This is a genomic window from Sphingomonas olei, from assembly GCF_045369765.1.
Lineage (GTDB): Bacteria > Pseudomonadota > Alphaproteobacteria > Sphingomonadales > Sphingomonadaceae > Sphingomonas > Sphingomonas panaciterrae.
In genome coordinates, this window is the sequence record NZ_JBIQEU010000017.1 from 1 (window position 1) to 18,066 (window position 18,066).

General features: G+C 66.0%; 14 protein-coding genes. 1 reads left to right on the top strand and 13 read right to left on the bottom strand.

The window, feature by feature from the left end; translation table 11 throughout:
• On the top strand, positions 1–390 hold a 390-nt coding region (locus ACH0BU_RS14655), incomplete at its 5' end, for an integrase core domain-containing protein (protein WP_500264229.1).
• A 175-nt stretch (positions 391–565) separates the two neighbouring features.
• Here the strand turns inward: ACH0BU_RS14655 and ACH0BU_RS14660 are convergent.
• From ACH0BU_RS14660 to ACH0BU_RS14720, 13 genes are all read right to left on the bottom strand, one after another.
• Positions 566–1,660, bottom strand: coding sequence for an ABC transporter permease (locus ACH0BU_RS14660; RefSeq protein ID WP_063690355.1), 1,095 nt, complete (start codon positions 1,658–1,660; stop codon positions 566–568).
• On the bottom strand, positions 1,657–2,784 hold the full coding sequence (locus tag ACH0BU_RS14665; RefSeq protein ID WP_500264230.1) for an ABC transporter permease: 1,128 nt from the start codon (positions 2,782–2,784) through the stop codon (positions 1,657–1,659). Before ACH0BU_RS14665 ends, ACH0BU_RS14660 begins: the two co-directional genes overlap by 4 nt.
• A gap of 8 nt (positions 2,785–2,792) precedes the next feature.
• A complete protein-coding gene (locus ACH0BU_RS14670; protein ID WP_174195218.1) occupies positions 2,793–3,809 on the bottom strand; it encodes an HlyD family secretion protein in 1,017 nt (338 codons plus the stop codon).
• Positions 3,806–5,305: a TolC family protein gene (locus tag ACH0BU_RS14675; protein WP_500264258.1), complete on the bottom strand. Its 1,500-nt coding sequence runs from the start codon at positions 5,303–5,305 to the stop codon at positions 3,806–3,808. The genes ACH0BU_RS14670 and ACH0BU_RS14675 overlap by 4 nt, the downstream gene beginning before the upstream one ends.
• Before the next feature lie 63 nt (positions 5,306–5,368).
• The gene (locus tag ACH0BU_RS14680) at positions 5,369–6,532 is read right to left on the bottom strand and encodes a patatin-like phospholipase family protein (protein ID WP_500264231.1); all 1,164 of its coding nucleotides are present in this window, start codon (positions 6,530–6,532) and stop codon (positions 5,369–5,371) included.
• On the bottom strand, positions 6,529–6,978 hold the full coding sequence (locus tag ACH0BU_RS14685) for an acyl-CoA thioesterase (protein ID WP_500264232.1): 450 nt from the start codon (positions 6,976–6,978) through the stop codon (positions 6,529–6,531). The genes ACH0BU_RS14680 and ACH0BU_RS14685 overlap by 4 nt, the downstream gene beginning before the upstream one ends.
• A gap of 1 nt (position 6,979) precedes the next feature.
• Positions 6,980–8,353, bottom strand: a complete 1,374-nt coding sequence (locus ACH0BU_RS14690) for a Dyp-type peroxidase (RefSeq protein WP_066693436.1) — start codon at positions 8,351–8,353, stop codon at positions 6,980–6,982.
• Positions 8,353–9,048, bottom strand: a complete 696-nt coding sequence (locus ACH0BU_RS14695) for a hypothetical protein (RefSeq protein WP_066693438.1) — start codon at positions 9,046–9,048, stop codon at positions 8,353–8,355. Before ACH0BU_RS14695 ends, ACH0BU_RS14690 begins: the two co-directional genes overlap by 1 nt.
• A 212-nt stretch (positions 9,049–9,260) precedes the next feature.
• Positions 9,261–10,757 carry an MFS transporter gene (locus ACH0BU_RS14700; protein WP_500264233.1) on the bottom strand — a complete coding sequence of 499 codons (1,497 nt, stop codon included), beginning with the start codon at positions 10,755–10,757 and terminating at the stop codon, positions 9,261–9,263.
• A 149-nt stretch (positions 10,758–10,906) separates the two neighbouring features.
• Positions 10,907–12,949 (bottom strand): glycoside hydrolase family 97 protein, encoded by a 2,043-nt coding sequence (locus ACH0BU_RS14705; protein ID WP_500264259.1) that lies wholly within the window; start codon positions 12,947–12,949, stop codon positions 10,907–10,909.
• Between the two features lie 5 nt (positions 12,950–12,954).
• Complete coding sequence (locus ACH0BU_RS14710) at positions 12,955–14,583, bottom strand: alpha-amylase family glycosyl hydrolase (RefSeq protein ID WP_500264234.1); 1,629 nt, start codon at positions 14,581–14,583, stop codon at positions 12,955–12,957.
• Positions 14,580–16,352 carry an alpha-amylase family glycosyl hydrolase gene (locus tag ACH0BU_RS14715; protein ID WP_500264235.1) on the bottom strand — a complete coding sequence of 591 codons (1,773 nt, stop codon included), beginning with the start codon at positions 16,350–16,352 and terminating at the stop codon, positions 14,580–14,582. Before ACH0BU_RS14715 ends, ACH0BU_RS14710 begins: the two co-directional genes overlap by 4 nt.
• Positions 16,353–16,501: 149 nt before the next feature.
• Positions 16,502–18,013 carry a tryptophan halogenase family protein gene (locus ACH0BU_RS14720; protein ID WP_500264236.1) on the bottom strand — a complete coding sequence of 504 codons (1,512 nt, stop codon included), beginning with the start codon at positions 18,011–18,013 and terminating at the stop codon, positions 16,502–16,504.
• Between the last annotated feature and the right edge of the window lie 53 nt (positions 18,014–18,066).

Sequence of the window (18,066 nt, forward strand, 5' to 3'; positions counted from 1 at the left end):
GAAGCCGGCGGGCGCTACGCGCCCTTGTCTCCATCAAGGCGACGCGGCCCTTCGAGAGGCCGCTTCCCAATGTGCTACGGAACCGAGCTGACCAGTCATGCCGTCCTGGCCTGGTGCCAGGACACCGGTGTCGAGTGGCACTACATCGCGCCCGGCAAGCCGCAGCAGAATGGCTTTGTGGAATCGTTCAATGGTCGCTTGCGCGACGAGTGCCTGAACGAGCACCTGTTCCCCTCGCTGGCTGCAGCGAGACGGATCATCGAGGCATGGCGGACCGACTACAACACCGTGCGTCCGCACAGCAGCCTCGGCGGTATGGCACCCGCCGAGTTCACCAACCGCCCCTGCCAGGGGCACGAGGACACCGAAGCTAACTTATCAGCGGCCTGAAACCGGGGAGCAGGTCACCTAGGGTGCGAGTCCGCCGGCATGGGCAAGAGAACCATGCCGGTGGCATTTACACATCCCCACGATCATCAGCCGTTCGGCCCCGGCGTGAAGGTGCTCTATCGGCGGCGGACGTTATAGATGCAGGTGTCACAACCGAACGTGGCTGTTGAAAAATTCAACGCGCGCTGTTGGTGCTACTCCAGATATTCAGCCCTCCATAAAGCGCCAAGAGTGCCATAAGCTTGGCCAGTGGACCAAATACGTCCTCCAAGCTTGCACCCATCTGATTCAAAGGAACGAAAATATGCATGGCGCAGGTGGCGGGGGAAAACCAGGCGAGCGCAGAAAGCCAGCCCGGCATTGCGTGGAGTGGCCAGGCAAAACCCGCTAGAAACACGAGCGGCACAGATGTCGGCAACAGGATCTTCAATGCATCGTCGCCGCTGTTGAACAACTTACCCAGCAACAGCCCGAGCGCCGCCACGGTTGCCGCAAAGACAGGAACTGCGACGAGGAGCGCCGGCAGCGCCCCAGCGTGCGGGATATCCTGGATCCAATAGATCATTCCGAAATAGAGCAAGGCGGACAGCACGCCGACAAGGGTGCATGCCGCCCACATGCCAAGCGCGGCTGCGACGGACATCCGCCGTTCCCTGCGGCGTTGGCGTTCCGCCATCAGCCGGGCGCAGGCGAGCAACAGCGTCTGCTGCAGGATGATGTTGGCAACCGCCGGGAAAATGTAGTCGCGGTAGCCGAGCGTGGTGTTGAACAACGGGTGGACAAGGATCGTCGGCATCGCCGCAAGCCGGGCACCGCCTTGCGCCGCGCGCCAGCGGTCGATCGCGCCGGCCAGCGTCGCCGCGACGCCGGTGCCGATGCTCTGCGCACGCAGCAGATACGTCCCGTTCAGCCACAATGCGATGCCCGCCGTACCTCTACCCGTCAGCGCGCCGCCGGTAAAATCGCGCGAGATCAGCAGGATGCCGTCCGCCTTCCGGTCACGCACGGCACCGCGCGCGGCGACCATGTCGGGAACCTCGCCGACGACGCGGACGCTGCGCGTTTCGCCAAGATCGTCGAGCAGGCGGCGCGCGGCGGTCCCGCCGTCGCCGTTCACAACCACCACGGGCAGCGCGCGGGCGGACTGGTGCGCATAGGGCGCTGGATAGTAGAAGGCATAGAGCAGCACCGACAATATCGCGAGCGATAGGAGATCGCGCGTCGTGACGATCGTCAATAGCGTGTGTTCGAGAGCCGCGCGAAACGTCATCGGCCTTCCCGGTCACGGCGGATAAGGATTATGCCCAGGCCGCCTGCGACCAGCGGATACAGCAGCAGCGTTCCCGCTGCCTTCAGGAACGGCCCGGCGGAGGCACCAAGCACCTGATCCATCTGCAGCGTCATGTAGTGGGTCAGCGGCAACACCTGGTGCCAGACCCGCGCGAACAGGCCCGCGCCATCGATCGGCAGCGAAGCGCCCGAATAGGCGAGCGCCGATCCCGCAACGATGACAGCGCCCGACAAGGCGGTGGCAATGCTGCGCGTTGCAGCGACGAGCAATAGCGCGACCGCCGCGGTGGCGACGAACAGCAATGCTTGCCCCGCCACGATCAGCAGCAGCGATCCGTCTGCGCGATAGCCTTGTGCGAGCGTGAGCCATAGCAGCCACGCAACACCCCAGAACGTTCCCGCAATCACATGAGGAGAAAGCCGCCCGGCCAGCGTTGCCGCAACGCCACCCCGTACGGCGAACGCGGCGAACGAGCCATCGTTCATCAGCACCCCGATGCTTCCTACGCAGGCAACCGCGATCAGCAGGTGCAACACCCCCGGGCCCAGCAGCAGTCCTAGATACCATTCCAGGCTGAGCGATGGATTGCCGAGCACCGTCACCTGCACGCCGGGCAGCAACGCCGGATCGATCGCGGCCAGTCCCGCCACGCCGTGGGTGGACGCCCCGTACTGCGCCAGCGTGGCGGCGACTGCAACGCGCAGGTTCGTCGCCGCGAGTGCCCCCGTCGACAGGAACGCCGCCTGATGGAATATCTCGACCGGGGCGCGACCGGCATTACGGGTCCCGACGCCCCGGGGGATCACCACGGCGGCGACCGCCTGTTCGCGCCGCATCATCGTCACCGCGGCAGCAACGTCGGGCACCCGGCCCACGATCTGCAAGCCTGGGGAGGCGTCGATGGCGCGCACGATCCGCCGGGCCAATACACCGCCATCGCGGTCTACGATGACGGTAGGCAAATGGTGCGGCGATCCGGCAGAGAGCATCGCCGCCATCGCGCCGAGCAACATCAGCGGCATGACGGTCAGCAACGCCAGATCGACAGGCGTCGAAATGATGCGGCCCCATTCGGCCCGGCACGCATTATACACGGTGACCATTGCGGGCGTCACGCCGGTGGTTCGAACAGGACGCTCATGCCCGGCCGCAACCCTTGCGCCCCGCCTTCGGGTTTCAGCGTGACCTCGAACGCGCGGACGTCATAGCCGCGCGACTGGCGCGTGGCGCGCCATGTCGCGAAACTGCCCTGCGGCGCAATGTGGCTGATCCGGAACCGTAGGTCGCGGCCGAGCGCCGGGACGTGGCCGACGAGAAGGCGACCGGGCGTCAGTCCGTGATAGGCATCTTCGCGCACGGTCAACGCAACGTGCGGGTGATCGACGTCGATCACCTGAAACGCCGGCAGGATCGGGCTCACGATCTCGCCGGGGCGCAGCAACCGGCGTGACACCTCGCCGTCGATCGGAGACACGAGCCGCTTCTCGCGCTCCAGTGCGGCAGCGGTCGCGGTCGCGGCTCCGGCGGCGCGGACCTGCGCGTCGGCGATCGCGCGATTTTGCGGCCTGATGCCGGCGCGTGCCTTGTCGTACTGGGCCTTTGTCGCCTCCGCCGCACGGCCGGTGCTGTCGCGCGCGGCATGAGCCTCGTCGCGGCGCTGCGCGGCGATAACACCTTGCGCATAAAGCGTGTCGGCACGGCGGCTCGACACCGCTGCTAGGTCGGCCGTCGCCTGTGCCGCCAGCCAGGTGGAACGCAACGAGGTCAGGTCTTCCGCCCTGGCCCCCTCGATCGCCACCGATTGCAGCGCCCGTGCGCTGTCGAGCGCCGCCTGCGCCTGCTGCTGACCACCATCGATCTCCGGCGCCGACAGGATCGCCATCACCTGCCCGCGGCGGACCCGGTCGCCCTCGTCCACCGCCAGCGTCTCCACACGAGCCAGCGCCTTGGTGGCAACATTGATCTCATCTGCCTCCACCTCGCCTTGCCATTGTTCGGGCGCGGGACGGCTCGCCAGCCACAGCCCGAGGCCGACGATTACGACGACGACGGCGATGCCGATCCACAGCAACCAGCGCGCGCGGCGCGAGGGGGCGGCAGGATCGACGTCGACTGCCGGATCGGTCATGGGCGGGCATCCGTGGGCAGATGGATGTCGGCGCCGGCGATATGATCCGCGAACGTATCGAGTTGGCCCGATGCTGACAGGAGCGCCGCCAGCGCGAGGTCATATTCATAGGCGATCGCCGCCCGCTGCGTGCGGGCCGTGGCAAGGGCGGCTTCCGCGGCCAGCACCGCGGTCATCGTTGCTTCTCCCTCGCGGAACGCAATCTCCTGCACTCGCAAATTCTCCTGTGCAGCCGCGAGCGAACTGTCGGTCAGCAGAAAGGCGCGCCGTGCCGATTCGACCAGATCCCACGCGCGCAACGTCGCGGTAATCGCGCTTTTGCGCGCTTCACGCGCGGCATCGTCGGCGGCCGCGGCGTTTGCCTTTGCTGCGTTCAGGGCATGGCGACGATCGACGTTGGACAGCAATGTGTAGCGCACGCCGACTCCGGCCACCCAGTCAGGCTCGGTCGGCAATGCATTCGATCGGTTGAGATTGTATTCGCCGAACGCGAACGCCTGCGGGCGGTAGCGCGATCTCGCAAGGTCCACGCCGGCGCGGGCGACCGCACCTGCCGCGTCGGCCTGCCGCGTCTGTGGTAATCTTGCCTCGCCGCCGGTGAAGCTGCCCGCGGGCGCAAGCGGATGACTGACGACAAAGAGACCGGTGGTGGGGCGTACCCGGTCCACCTCAAGCAGGCGGGCAAGGTCGTCCCGGGCACCATCGTGGGCGATCGCGGCGCGCTGCCAGGTTCGCTCGGCGGTGTCGCGCGCGACCTGCGCCTCGAGCGTGCGCGCGTGAGCAACGACCCCAGCGGCCTCCATTTTGCGAACGTCCGACAGCAGCCGGTCGAGTGCGTCGCGGCTTTCCCGCGCCGACGCGGCGAGCGCCGCAGCGGCCTGTTCGCCGAAATAGACGCGGATGAGGTTGAGCTGCGCGAGGTCGCGCCCTTGCGCCGCGCGCGCCGCGGCGATGTCAGCGGCTGCGCGGGCGCCGCGCTGGATCGCAGGTATCGCTCCGCCGGAATAGAGCGGCAGTACCCCCTGCACCGTTGGACGGAACACATCGTCACGGTAGCGATAGCTCAGCTGGTCGGGGATCGCGGTGAACAGGCCGGGCAAAGCCTGCCCGATCCTGCCCACGATGTCGGATGCAATCTGCTGAAACGCAGGCGGGACGGTCATCGGGATGCCGGACAGGAAATCCTGCGTCGCATCGCGCGCATCCTCTTTCTGTCCGGTTAGATCGACCGCCAGCGTCTTCTGATATTCAATGTACTGCGCCGACGCGGTAACGACCGGACGCCTGAGCGTCGCTACCGCGGCTGCCGTTTCGCGCGCAGCATCTTCTGCGTGGTCGGCGGCCGCCAGCGCTGGCGAGGTCGTTTCCAGGCGTCGGCTTGCCGCATCGAACGTCATGGCGACGTCCTGTGCTGCCGCGCCGGCAGCGATTGGCATCAGCGATGCCGCGATTATTGTCGCGCGTGCCATCCCGAACCCTGCCCAGCCCCCGATCATCGTCAATTCTGTCATCCCGGCCATACGCGGCAATCGACGAACCACGACCGCGATGATCCTGTTCTATTGATGATCGAAACGATCCGCGACGGCAAGATCGGCCGGGGTGGGCGGCGTCTTGCGCCACGAACCAGTGCGTCCCCGCTCGACGCCATAGGCGTACAGGCGTCGCATGTAGGTCGTCTCGAACAGGCGGTCACTGGGTGCGACGTCGTTCCCGATGAACGTCAAGTTCCAGTCGATGCCGTGGCGATGCGCGTAGACGTAGCTGGTTTCCGCCAGTGTCAGCAGCGCTGCCTGCTGGTTGAGCGCGAAGGCGCGCTTCAGGATTGGGACGAGCCGCGGCGTCACCATCTGAAAATCGCCGCCAAGCCTGCTGTTCATCAACAGGTAGACGTGCAGCCGGGCGGCGTCCCCGATCGGCGCGTCGCTGACCGCGAGCTGCGGCGGGATTGCGAGGATGCCAGCGGTCGTCCCGCCATCGGCATGAAGCTCGCGTACGGGCGCCCCGTTGCTGGACGCGTCGATCACCACCGGGGGAAACACCACAGGAATGGACGACGATGCCAGCAATACCCGCCGGAACAGCTCGACCTTGTCCGGCAACATGCTGGCGGCGATTGCCCCCATATCCCAGATCACGCTGCGTTGCGCGTCGAGATTGGCGGTGGCGACGAACAGGCGGCGCCCCTTGGCCTGTTCCTCCGCGATGCGCGCGACAAGTTCCGGTGTCACCTCACGTGCGATCAGTTTCGCAAGCGGTGCGGTGGAGGCGACACTGGTCGATCCCGGTATCGCAAGTGGGAAGCGGGGATGGAAGATGTCCCTTGCGGATACACTGGTGTAAAACCGGGCGATCGATGCATCGCCTTCCTTGCCCAGAAAGGCAAAGGGAGCGATCAATGCCCCGGTGCTGACCCCGGTGACAACGCTGAACTCCGGACGCGTGCCGCTCTGCGTCCAGCCGTTGAGCACACCGGCGCCATAGGCACCCTCGTCAGCACCACCCGAAAGGGCCAGCATCGTTACCGGCTGCCCGGCCGGCACATCGGGTCGCATCCGCTGCGCGGCATCCGGCAGATCCGCCCAGAAACGGACGTCCGGCGCACCGGCAATAGCGGCCGCGGCACTTTGCGCCCCGGTAAACGGCACGCGCTCCACCGTGGTACATCCACTGACAAACGCCATTGCGGCTATCGTAACGGCGCGGAGGATCTGTCTGGTCATCGCATGGCTCCACTAGCCGTAGTTGCTTCAGTGTCACGAAGATAAAAATGCTGAGCAAGATCGGGACGAATACGCACAAGTTGCCTGGACCCGCGATCGATGCACACCAGCGTAGACTCAACTATGGCAACGTCTTCGCCGTTTCGCTCGAAGCGAGTTTCAAAGTGGGCACGACATCCTTGATGACCAATGACGCGCACTACGGCGACGATCAGATCGTGCAGCACGGCGGGCCTGTGATAGACCACGTCATGACGGTGCGCGATCCAGGCGAGCGTCTCTACCTGTTCTGGCGGCGCGGTCTTGTGCCAATAGGCGTTGACCGCTTCTTGCATCCACATGAGATAGATGGCGTTGTTCACATGATCGAGATCGTCGATCGCTCCCGGACCGACCCTGATCGGATGCCGATATTTAACGTAGCGGCCCGGACCATGGTCAGGCATCTCAGTTCCACGATCCTGCCGCGATCCATCGCAAAGCGGTGAGCGAAGGCATGAACATATATTCGCCGCCACGCAGCCGGTTGTACGTGGTGACACCGTCTATACGGCGACGAACCGGCTCGGCAGGCACGGTGAAGCGTCCGGGTTCCTCATGCAGGCCGACCACAGGATCACGCTCCTTCCCCAGGTCGATGAAATTACCGCGATTGATCCATTCCTGCTGCAGAAACTCGATCGTGTCGAACGCACGTGCCGAGATGAAGATGAAGAAGATGCCGCGATCGTCCTCGCCATCGTCGGCAGCAGTCAGGTCGGCCGACCATTTCGGACCGAAGGTGGAAGAGCGGCGGATGATCCGGTGGATGTTTTCGTCGGTCAGGATCGTCAGTCGCTCACCGCGCGGATTGAGGCGGCGCATGTGCGCGCCATGCGGACAGACAATTCCCGCCTTGTCGCCCGAGAAATCAAAGTCGTTGCGCCGGGCCGGATCGGCGCCCAGCTCTTCGTCGTCGCGGGTCGGCGACAGGATCAGCGGTGCCCCCGATCGCCAGCGGCCGAACATCTTGGCGGCCAGCAGCTCCTGCGCCGCCTCATCGTTTGCCTGGCCGCGCACGAAATCGTTGAATGCGCCCGGTCGACTGTCATACTTACGCAGCACGACATAGGAACCGTTCCGCCCCAGCGCGTCAGGCTGCGGTATCTCCAGCGGCGCTCCCGTTTCGCTGTCCTCGCCCAGGATGAACTCGCCCGGCGCGATCGCGCGCTCCTGCCCCGGCTGTGGATCGACCCCGGCACCCGCGACGGTCGGCTGCGACACCGAGTCACGAAAGCCGAACGGGTTCTTGGCATCCGCATCGGCTCCGAAACGATGTGTTCCGATCAGCGTCACGCCGCTCGATGCATGATATTCGGACATTGCCCGGTCGGTGGCTTCGTCAAGCCGGGCCTGATCCGAAGCGAAGATGGTGAGCGCGATGTGGCAGCGATTGTCGCGATACGCCTCCTCCCATTGCTCGGGAGCATTCTCTCCCGCGTCACGCAGCTGCTCGGCGCGCGCCGCCATTCCCTGACGAAACGACAGAGGAAAGCTGGCGAGCGAGCCTTCGGGCACCCCAAGCGCCTTCAGACCCGCGTGACTGATCGCCACGCCGGTCCATGCCGTCAGCTCTTCGGTCCAGTCTGCTGCGGCAGGGATATGCGGCGCGAGCCTTCGCAGGAGATCGCGGCCACCCGCGGCGTCGTCGACGTGAAGCATTGCGTGAATGCCGACATACGGTTCAGGCCGCGCGCGCAGGATCAACGCCTGAATGTCGTCCAGCTGCAGCGTCACGCGGTCAGGGCGGAAGCGGTCCTTGAGGTGCTGGAGGATACCCATCAGTAATCCACTCCGTGCGGCACCGACACCTGCCTGGACAGCAGGGCCAGCGCGTCCCGTGTCGCGGGGTCCACAGCGGTGTTGCCGGCCATTGTATCGAGGAAGGCATCGAGCGCCGTCTCCATCCGCTGCAGCCGCCGCACGTCCACAACCGTCACCTGCGGGTTGGCGACGAACCAACCGGCCGCGTCGATCTGGTGATCGGCGATGAAATCCTTCACGTCAGGCGAGGCAATCCCCGGCCACCCTTCGACATTGGCGAACAAGAGATCCATCAGGTCAGGGATCTTGGTCGCGAAGTCGTTGATATAGGTATCCCAGTCACCGTCGTACGCCGTAGCGAACAGGATGCGCGTGTCGTCGTCGAACAGGACGAAACGCATGTCATGCAGCGTCGAAACTTTCTGGGCGCCGTCGAAATTGCCGCCGGTCAGGTTGAAGATGCGACGCAGCCGGTCGCCGCCGCCAGGCTTGAGTTTGGCGATTGCAGTCAGTTCGGACACATTGCCCGATTGCCGGCCGGCCCGGCCCGCCGACCCGGCGGTGCCCTTGAACAGAGGGTTGTGGTTGCGGATCAAGCCTTCGATCGCGATCCGGGCCAGCGTGGGGGCATCGGCGGCGATTTCTGCGGCGAGGCGACGGAACTCTTGCAGACGGGTTTCGTCATCAAGCCTGGGATCTTTACTGTCGGCCATGAACGGCTCCTTCTGGTTCGGATCAGTCCGGAATTTCATCAAGCGAGCGTGGTTCGCGCCGAGCCACGGCATTCAGCCTGTGCCGCTGGCTGGAGGACGATTCATACGCTGCCTTGCGGATTCGCATGATGCCGCCGAGCGGCCGATGCGCCGCGACCCCGTTCCACGGGTTGAAGGCGAGCGAGGGCCGCTTGCCGCGAAATTCGCTCCGCTCAGCCGGGCTGATCCTCCTGCACGCGTAACGTCGCCAGCGCGGCGAGGCCCATTACCCCGGCGGCGAAGGCCATCGTCCATACAGGCTCGTTGGGGAACAGGTGGCGGACGATCGTGCCCATCACGGTCGCGACCAGCAGCTGCGGCACGACGATGAAGACGTTGAACAACCCCATGTAGATGCCGAGCTTCGCCCGCGGCAGGCTGGACGCCAGGATAGCATAGGGCATCGCCAGTATCGATGCCCAGGCGATGCCGATCGCGACTTCGCTCAACAGCAACAGCTTGGCATCGCGAACGAACAGGAAGGACAGATAGCCGAGCGCGCCGATGGCGAGGCACAGCGCATGAGTGCGGACCTTGCCGATCGCGCGCGCAAGCGGCCGGAGCAGGAACAGCGCGGCAAGCGCCGCCACCGCATTATACGCGGCGAACAGGATGCCGACCCAATTGCCGCCGGCGTTGTAGGCGGCGCTGGTCGGGTCGCTCGATCCGAACACATATTGCGCGACGACCGGCGTCGTGTAGATCCACATGATGAACAGCGCAGACCAGGTGAAGAACTGGACGAGCGCGAGGCGCTTCATGATCGGCGGCATGCCGGCGAAGTCGCCGACGATGTGCGTCAGCAGGTTGTCGCTGCGCCCGCGCGCATGGAGCTGCGCTGCGACGATCCGGGCGATGCCATAGGCGGCGAGCAGGCCGGCGAGGACGTAGAGTTCCTTTTCCATCCCGACCGCGAAGACCAGCGCGGCGATGGCGACGCCGCCGGCGATCCAGGCGAGCGCGCCTGCGGTCGATTGCGGCGGGGCGGGCGTTTCGGCTGCGGTTGCGGTAGCGCCGTCGAACGCCGCGATTTGCTCGGGCGAATATTCGCGCGTCGTCAGCACCGTCCACAGCACCGCCAGGAATAGCGCCGCGCCGCCCGCGTAGAAGCTGTAGCGCACGGTATCGGGCACCCCGCCGCCTTGTCCGACATTCGCGACGCCCAGGTGATCGAGGACATAGGGCGTCACCGATCCGACCACCGCGCCTGCGCCGATGAACGCGGTCTGGATCGCATAGCCCGCGGTATGCTGGTCCTTGTCGAGCATGTCGCCGACGAAGGCGCGGAACGGCTCCATCGAAACGTTCAGCGACGCATCGAGCATCCACAGCAGCACCGCCGCCGCCCAGAGCGCGGGCGCGGTGGGCATGCCGAACAGCGCCAGCGCGGCGAAGACGCTGCCTGCAAAGAAATACGGCCGCCGCCGCCCGAACCGGCCCCAGGTGCGGTCGGAATAATGACCGATGATCGGCTGGACGATCAGCCCGGTCAGGGGGGCTGCGATCCACAGGAAGGCCAGATCGTCCAGGCTTTCGCCCAGCGACTGAAAGATGCGGCTCATGTTCGCGTTCTGCAGCGCGAAGCCGATCTGGATGCCGAAGAAGCCGAAACTGATGTTCCAGAGGCCGGCGAAGTCCTGCCGCGGGCGGCGGTTTGCTGTTTCGGTCATCGTCGCCTCTCTGGAGTCAAAACCTCCCCTCCCTGGATAAGGGAGGGGTCGGGGGTGGGTCGGTATGAGGCCGGGCAAATCCGCTGCGGCTGGCCAACCCACCCCCAGCCCCCCCCTTGTCCAGGGAGGGGAGACAATGCGGCCCGCGCTTAGCGCCGCCGCTTGCCCTTCGTCGCACCCGGCGCGACGAAGCGGATCGCCTGGCCGCCGCCCGGGGCCAGTGCCAGCGTCAGCGTGTCGCCGCGCTTCACCGCCTTGCTCTCGATCGTGATCGCGTGGCGGTTGGGCGTGCGGTAATCGGCGTTCGGCCCGTCGCGGTAGATTTGCGCGGTGTAGGTCTTGCCGGGATCGAGGAAGTCGAGTGTGATCGTCGTCGTGCGCGGCTGTTCGTCGCCGACCGACCCCAGGAACCAGTCGTTCGTGCCCTTCGCCTTGCGCACGATCGTCACGTAATCGCCGACTTCGCCGTTCAAAACGCGGGTGTCGGTCCAGTCGGTGGGGACATCCTTGATGAACTGGAAGGCGCCCGGATATTGCGCGTATGCTTCCGGCGTATCGGCGACCATCACCACCGGCGAGTAGATGACGACGTAATTCGCCAGCTGCTTGGCGAGCGTCGAGGGGATGTCGCTGTTCTCGCTGCCCTTGAGACTCACGATGCCGGGCGTGAAGTCCATCGGACCGCCCAGCAGCTGGGTGAAGACCATGTTGGCTTCATGCTCGGGCGGATTCTTGCCCGCCCAGCTCATATATTCCATGCCGCGCCCGCCTTCACGCGCGACCCAGTTGGGATAGGTGCGGCGGAGCCCGGTGTCCTTGACCGGTTCGTGCGCGTCGACCGACACCTTGTACCTGGCCGCGGTCTGCACGACGCGCAGGTGGTGGTTCACCATCCACTGGCCCTCATGCCATTCGCGATACTTCGAGCCATCGGGGTCGACGCGCTCGATCTGGCCGGCGTCGGTGACGTAGCCGGTCTTCACGAACCGCTCGCCATGATCGGCGGCGAATTTGAACGCGGTGTCGAGCTGCTTGTCATAGTGGCTGACCGAGCCACCCGTCTCGTGGTGGCCGATCAGGCGGACGCCTTTGCCGCGCGCGTATTCGCTCAGCGCCTTGATGTCGAAATCCTCGGTCGGCTGGCTGAAGTTCATGTCGTTGCCGTTGCCGAACCAGTCGCCGTCCCAGCCGACGTTCCACCCCTCGACCAGCACGTTCTTGATGCCGTTCGCCGCCGCGAAGTCGATATATTGGCGGACATGCGCGTTGGTCGCGCCGTGGATGGGCCCGCGTGACCAGCTCCACACGCCCTTGATCATGTTCCACCAGACGCCGGCGAACTTGCCCGGCTCGATCCACGACACGTCGCCGAGCTTGTTCGGCTCGTTGAGGTTCAGCGTCATGCGGCTGGCATAGTAGAGCCCCGGCGCGTCGTCGGCGATGGCGATGGTCCGCCACGGCGTCGAAAAGCCCGCGTCGCGGCTGACCTTGGGTGCGCCCGATCCGGGCGTCAGGTTCGCCTTGAACTTCGTGCCTTCGAACCGCTGAAGATTCATCGCCGAATAGTCGACCAGCGCCGCCTCGTGAATCGCCAGATGCGTGCCACTGGCGAGCTTGAACGTCGCGACGGTCTGCGCGGTGCCGACGCTGGAAATCGGCGTCGCGTTGTACAGATACTCCTCGCGGTTCCAGCCGTACGCCGGCTTCCACCAGGCGACGCCGTCTTCGACGATGGCGAATTCGGTCAGTTCGTCGGCGATGTTGGCGTGATGCAGGTTCGGCTGGTCGGGGAGCGTGTAGCGGAAGCCGACGCCGTCGTCGAAGATGCGGAAGGTGACCTGCATCTCACGCTGGTCGCGCACCTTTTCCTTCAGGCGGACGACCAGGTCGGTGTGGTTGTCGCGGATCGTCTGCCATTCGCCGAACGGCTGGGTCCAGGTCGTGTCGCTCTTCGTGGTCTTGGCATCGACCAGCGCGAAATAGCGGTCGAGCTTGGGCGCGTCGGTGAACAGGAAGCCGAGCGCGCTATTGGCGATGATCGGCTTCCCCTTGCGGTTGATCGCATAATAGGCGCGGCCGTCGCCCTCGACCGACACCGACACAGTGATCGACTTGTCGGGCGAACTCGCGGTCGCGACCACCTCGGCCAGGGCGGGCTGTGCGGCGACCAGCGCCAGCAGGCTCACGAACATCCGGGTCATTGCGTAGTCTCCCTTGCGATCAGCCCCGCGGGGCCGGTCAAAATCCATCCGTCGACCGTGCCGACGCGTTCGATGATCTGCCACCCTTCGACATCCGCGGGCGCCATATCAACCGGCGTGGTGCCGAAAGTGAAGATGCAGCGCAGCCGCTCGCTGGCGCACCGGCGTTCGAAGACGAGCACGTCGTCGGTCGCGGTCATTACGGTCATGTCGCCGCGCATCAGGGCGTCGCTGCCGTGGCGGACCTGGAGCAGGCGGCGGGTGAGGTGGAGGAGCGATGCTGCGTCCGCCTCTTGCCGGTCGACCGCCAGTGCGGCGTGGTCGGGGCCGGTCGGCAGCCAGGGTTCGGCGGTCGAGAAGCCCAGCCCCGCCGCATCGGCCGCCCAGGGCATCGGCGTGCGCGCGCCGTCGCGAGACAGGGTCAGCGGCCAGTTGGCGATCGCCTCGGGATCCTGCAGCCGGTCGAAGGGCACGTCGACCTGGGTCAGCCCCAGTTCCTCGCCATAATAGAGGATGATCGTGCCGCGAAGGCAGGCGAGCAGCAGCATTTTCATCGCCGCGAAGGCACGGGGGTCGCGCGTCCCCGCCCAGCGCGACACCGCGCGCGGCGCGTCGTGATTCTCGAACGCCCAGCTCGGCCAACCGGCATCGGGCGCGTCGGGCCAGGCGTGCACCGCCTCGGCAACCACGCGCGGGGTCAGTTCGCGGGCGTAGAGGAAGTCGAAGCCGTAGGAGCTGTCGAGGCGCCCCGGCGCGGTGAACGCCTTGCGTTCGCGTTCGCTGTCGTCGCCGCCGACCTCGGCCACCGTGAAGGTCGCGCCATAGTCGTCGACCACGCCGCGCAGCCGTTCGAGAAACAGCGGGATGTCGGGATGCGACTGGTTGTGGACATGCAGCTGGAAATCGAACGGCCGCGTGCGCACGCCGTTGCCGGTCGGCGCGGGCGGATTGTCGGTCAGCGCCGGGTCGTGCATCGAGAAGTTGATCGCATCGACGCGGAACCCGTCGACACCGCGGTCGAGCCAGAACCGCGCGACATCGAGCAGCGCGTCCTGAACATCCGGGTTGTGGCAGTTGAGCTGCGGCTGGCTGCTCAGGAAATTATGCATGTAATATTGCCCGCGCCGCGCGTCCCACGTCCACGCCGGGCCGCCGAACACCGACTGCCAGTTGTTGGGCGGCGCCCCTTCGGGTTTGGCATCGGCCCAGACGTACCAGTCGGCGCGGGGGTTGTGGCGGCTCGACCGGCTCTGCGCGAACCAGGCGTGCTGGTCCGAGGTGTGCGCGTAGACCTGGTCGACGATGACCTTCAGCCCCAGCGCATGGGCGCGCGCGACCAGCGCATCGAAATCGGCGAGCGTGCCGAAGATCGGATCGACGTCGCAGTAATCGGCGATGTCATAGCCGAAGTCGGCCATCGGCGACGTGTAGAAGGGCGACAGCCAGATTGCATCGACGCCGAGCGACGCGACATAGTCGAGATGCGCGGTGATGCCGGCCAAGTCGCCGACCCCATCGCCGTTCGCGTCGGCAAAGCTGCGCGGATAGATTTGATAGATCGCCGCACCACGCCACCAGTCGGCGGCGGTCGCGGTGTCGGTGTCGGTACGGGTCAGGATGGTCATGTCGGGTCCGAAGCACAGATGGCATAGCCGAGCGGCGGCAGCGTGACGGTGACGCTGCCGGGCGCGGCGGCGGTGGCGGCGCAGGGGCCGGACAGCGCGGTAAAGTTGCGCGAGCCGACTTCGACCTGCACCTGCGCACTGACCGGCGTGGTCGCGGTGTTGAACGTCAGCAGCACTTCGCGGCGCGTGTCTGGGTCGATCCGCGAGATGGCAAGCAGGCCCGGCGTATCCTGGCGATACCGGATCACGGTCGATCCGCGGCGCAGCGCTGCCTCAGCACGGCGGATGCGGGCGAGCTCGGCGATCTGGCGGAACAGCGGGCCGTCGGTGCCAAAATTCTCGGTCGCGGTGGTGCGCGTCGTGCCGACCAGCCGGTTGTCGTTGTAGCTCGCCACGCGGCTGGCGAACATGTCCTCGCGCGCGTCCTGGTCGCCGCCGTCGCCCGCGAACCCCTGCTCATCGCCCGAATAGATCGTCGGTACGCCGCGCAGCGTGAGCAGCAGCGCGTTGGTCAGCTTCACCCGGTCGAGGATCTCGGCTTCGGAGGCAGTCGGGAACGCCTTGCGGATCGACGTTGCAACGCGGCCGTCGTCGTGATTGCCGGTGAAGGTCGGCAGGATCCGCGCGGTGTCGGCGCCCTTCGCGTAGATCGCGTCGCCGTCGAACAGATGTTCGAACAGGATGGTACCGCCGGTCCCCACGACGGTTGCCGCCACGGCCTCCTTGAATGCGAAGTCGAGCACCGCCGGCAGCGCCGCCGTCCGCGTCCATTCCGCCAGCGCGGCGGGGCGGATATCGTGCTCCGACACTTCGCCGAACATGTGGAAATTGGCGATCCCCCTGGCCTTGGCCCGTGCCTCCATCGCGGGGACGAAGGCCTGCCAGAATTTGGGGTTCACATGCTTAGCGGTGTCGATGCGGAAACCGTCGATGCCATAGCGGTCGATCCAGCCGCCGAAGATGTCGATCATGCCGGCGACGACGCGCGGGTTTTCGGTCATCAGATCGTCGAGCCCGACGAAATCGCCCATCGTCGAGCTTTCGTTGCGATACGTCGTGTCGCCACGATTGTGGTAAAGCGTCACGTCGTTCAGCCACGCCGGCACCTTGATCGCCTTCTCCGCTGCGGGCACGACGGGCGTGTAGGCGTAGGTCGGGTCGGTCAGCTTCGCGAAGTTTTCCGCCGTACGGATGTCGTCCCCGGCAAACCCCGAATTGATCGCCGCACCGGTCACGCCGCCGCGCCGTTGATAGGGATAATCGGCGCGCGATCGGTACAGGCACTCACCCTTGCCGGCGCATTCGCGCATCTGAATCACGTCCGCCGTATGGTTGACGATGATGTCCATATAGACCTTCAGGCCCCGGGCATGCGCAGCATCGACCAGCGCGCGGAAATCGGCATCGGTGCCCAGATGCGGGTCGACGGTCGTGAAGTCGGTGATCCAATATCCGTGATAGCCGGCGCTCTCCTGGCCCAGCCCACCCTGCACCGCCTTGTTCTTGAAGATCGGCCCGACCCACAAAGCCGTCGCGCCGAGCGCCTGGATATAGTCGAGCCGCCGGATCAGCCCCTTCAGGTCGCCGCCATGGTAGAAACCCTTGGCGGTAGGATCGAAGCCGGTCTGAAGCGGGCCGCCCTTCAGGCCACCGCGGTCGCTGGCCGGGTCGGCGTTGTCGAAACGATCGGGCAGGACGAAGTAGATGATCTCGTCCTCGGGGGGACGGGCGCGATACGCCTGCCCATCCCCTTGCGTATGCCATGGCACGATGCTCCCAGATCCGTTCGCCCTGAGCTTCTCGAAGGGCTGCCCTTCTTCGGACCTCGAGCTTGCCGTCGAGGAAGAAGGCAGTGCTTCGACAAGCTCAGCACGAACGGGGTGAGGGCTGGTGGCTGCGACCAGCGCTAGGAGCAAACTCACGCCGCCAGCCCCTGCGGTGCGGCGCAATGCCGCGCGATAAAATCGGCATGTCCGGGCATCTGGGCCACCTCGCGCGCGTTGAGTTCGGGCAGGATGTCGAGGAACTCCGCGATCTGCGCCGCCGGCATCGCGTCGGCCAGCGGATGCCAGGCATCGGGCATCACGCCCTGACCGATCAGCACCTGAAGCCAGCCGACCTCGGTAAACAGCTCTTCGCGCTCCCGCGTGATCTGCGCCGACGCTGTCCACAAATCGAGCTTCGCCCGCAGCGTGTCGGGCAGCGCCGTCTCGCGCCGCTCGCGCCAGAACGGCTCGTCGCGGCGGTTGGCGATGTAGTGGAGCAGGATGAAGTCGCGGATCCGCTCATATTCGAACACCGCCTGGCGGTTGTATTCGTCGCGCAGCGCCGGAGCGATCTGACGACCGGGGAGCAGCTTCAGCACACGTTCGATCGCCGACTGGATCATGTGGATGCTGGTCGATTCGAGCGGTTCGAGGAAGCCCGACGCGAGGCCAACCGCGATGACGTTGGCCTTCCACAGCTCGCGCCGCCGACCGGTGGTGAAGCGCAACGGCCGCGGGTCGGCGAGGGCTGCGCTGTCGAGGTTCGCCAGCAGATGGTCGCGCGCCGCCTCTTCGCTCAGATGCTGCGAACTGTAAACGACGCCGTTACCGGTGCGGTGCTGGAGCGGGATGCGCCATTGCCAACCGGCACCATGCGCGGTCGCGCGGGTGTAGGGCGTAAAATCCTCCGCCCGCGCCGAGGGCACCGCCATCGCGCGATCGCAAGGCAACCAGTGCGTCCAATCCTCATACCCCGCGCCCAGCACGCCTTCGATCAGCAGTGCGCGGAAACCGGTGCAATCGAGGAACAGGTCGCCGTCGATCCGGCGGTCGCGGTCGAGCAGCAGCGCGGTGACGTCGCCGCTCTCGCCATCCCGCGCGACCTCTAAGATCCGCCCCTCGACCCGCGTGACGCCGCGCGCTTCGGCGAAGCGGCGAAGGTACGCGGCGTAGAGGCTCGCGTCGAAATGAAAGGCGTAGGGCATGTCGGGCAGCACCGACGCCGTCCGGGCCGGCCCCCGCTGCATCCGCCCGGCGAGCGCGGCCTGGTTGTTGAGCGAATAGGCCGCTAGCGGCTGCGCGACACCATCGCGCTGCCCCCTGAGCCAGGTGTGATGGAATGGCGTCAGCCCGCTGTCGCGCCCGATATTGCCGAACGCGTGCATGTAGCGCTCGCCCGGCGCACCCCAGCCGACGAACTCGATGCCCAGTTTGAACGTGGCGCCGGTCGCACGGACGAACTCGTCCTCGTCGATGCCCAGCGCCTGGTTGAACAGCCGAATCTGCGGGATCGTCGCTTCGCCGACCCCGACGATGCCGATCTCGTCGGATTCGACCAATGTGACGGTGAAGCCCGGCCCCAGGAACCGCCCGAGCGCCGCGGCACACATCCATCCCGCCGATCCGCCGCCGGCGACCACGATGCGGATCGGTGGGTTGGTCACGTTACGCCTCCATCACCTCAACCCAGTCCGTTCGTGTCGAGTAGGGATCGAGC

Excerpts from the sequence above, each read along its gene's own strand:
- ACH0BU_RS14700 (WP_500264233.1), bottom strand. The coding sequence starts at position 10,757 with ATGACCGAAACAGCAAACCGCCGCCCGCGGCAGGACTTCGCCGGCCTC.
- ACH0BU_RS14665 (WP_500264230.1), bottom strand. The coding sequence starts at position 2,784 with ATGGTCACCGTGTATAATGCGTGCCGGGCCGAATGGGGCCGCATCATT.
- ACH0BU_RS14695 (WP_066693438.1), bottom strand. The coding sequence starts at position 9,048 with ATGGCCGACAGTAAAGATCCCAGGCTTGATGACGAAACCCGTCTGCAA.
- ACH0BU_RS14705 (WP_500264259.1), bottom strand. The coding sequence starts at position 12,949 with ATGTTCGTGAGCCTGCTGGCGCTGGTCGCCGCACAGCCCGCCCTGGCC.
- ACH0BU_RS14680 (WP_500264231.1), bottom strand. The coding sequence starts at position 6,532 with ATGACCAGACAGATCCTCCGCGCCGTTACGATAGCCGCAATGGCGTTT.
- ACH0BU_RS14710 (WP_500264234.1), bottom strand. The coding sequence starts at position 14,583 with ATGACCATCCTGACCCGTACCGACACCGACACCGCGACCGCCGCCGAC.
- ACH0BU_RS14690 (WP_066693436.1), bottom strand. The coding sequence starts at position 8,353 with ATGGGTATCCTCCAGCACCTCAAGGACCGCTTCCGCCCTGACCGCGTG.
- ACH0BU_RS14660 (WP_063690355.1), bottom strand. The coding sequence starts at position 1,660 with ATGACGTTTCGCGCGGCTCTCGAACACACGCTATTGACGATCGTCACG.
- ACH0BU_RS14670 (WP_174195218.1), bottom strand. The coding sequence starts at position 3,809 with ATGACCGATCCGGCAGTCGACGTCGATCCTGCCGCCCCCTCGCGCCGC.
- ACH0BU_RS14685 (WP_500264232.1), bottom strand. The coding sequence starts at position 6,978 with ATGCCTGACCATGGTCCGGGCCGCTACGTTAAATATCGGCATCCGATC.
- ACH0BU_RS14675 (WP_500264258.1), bottom strand. The coding sequence starts at position 5,305 with ATGATCGGGGGCTGGGCAGGGTTCGGGATGGCACGCGCGACAATAATC.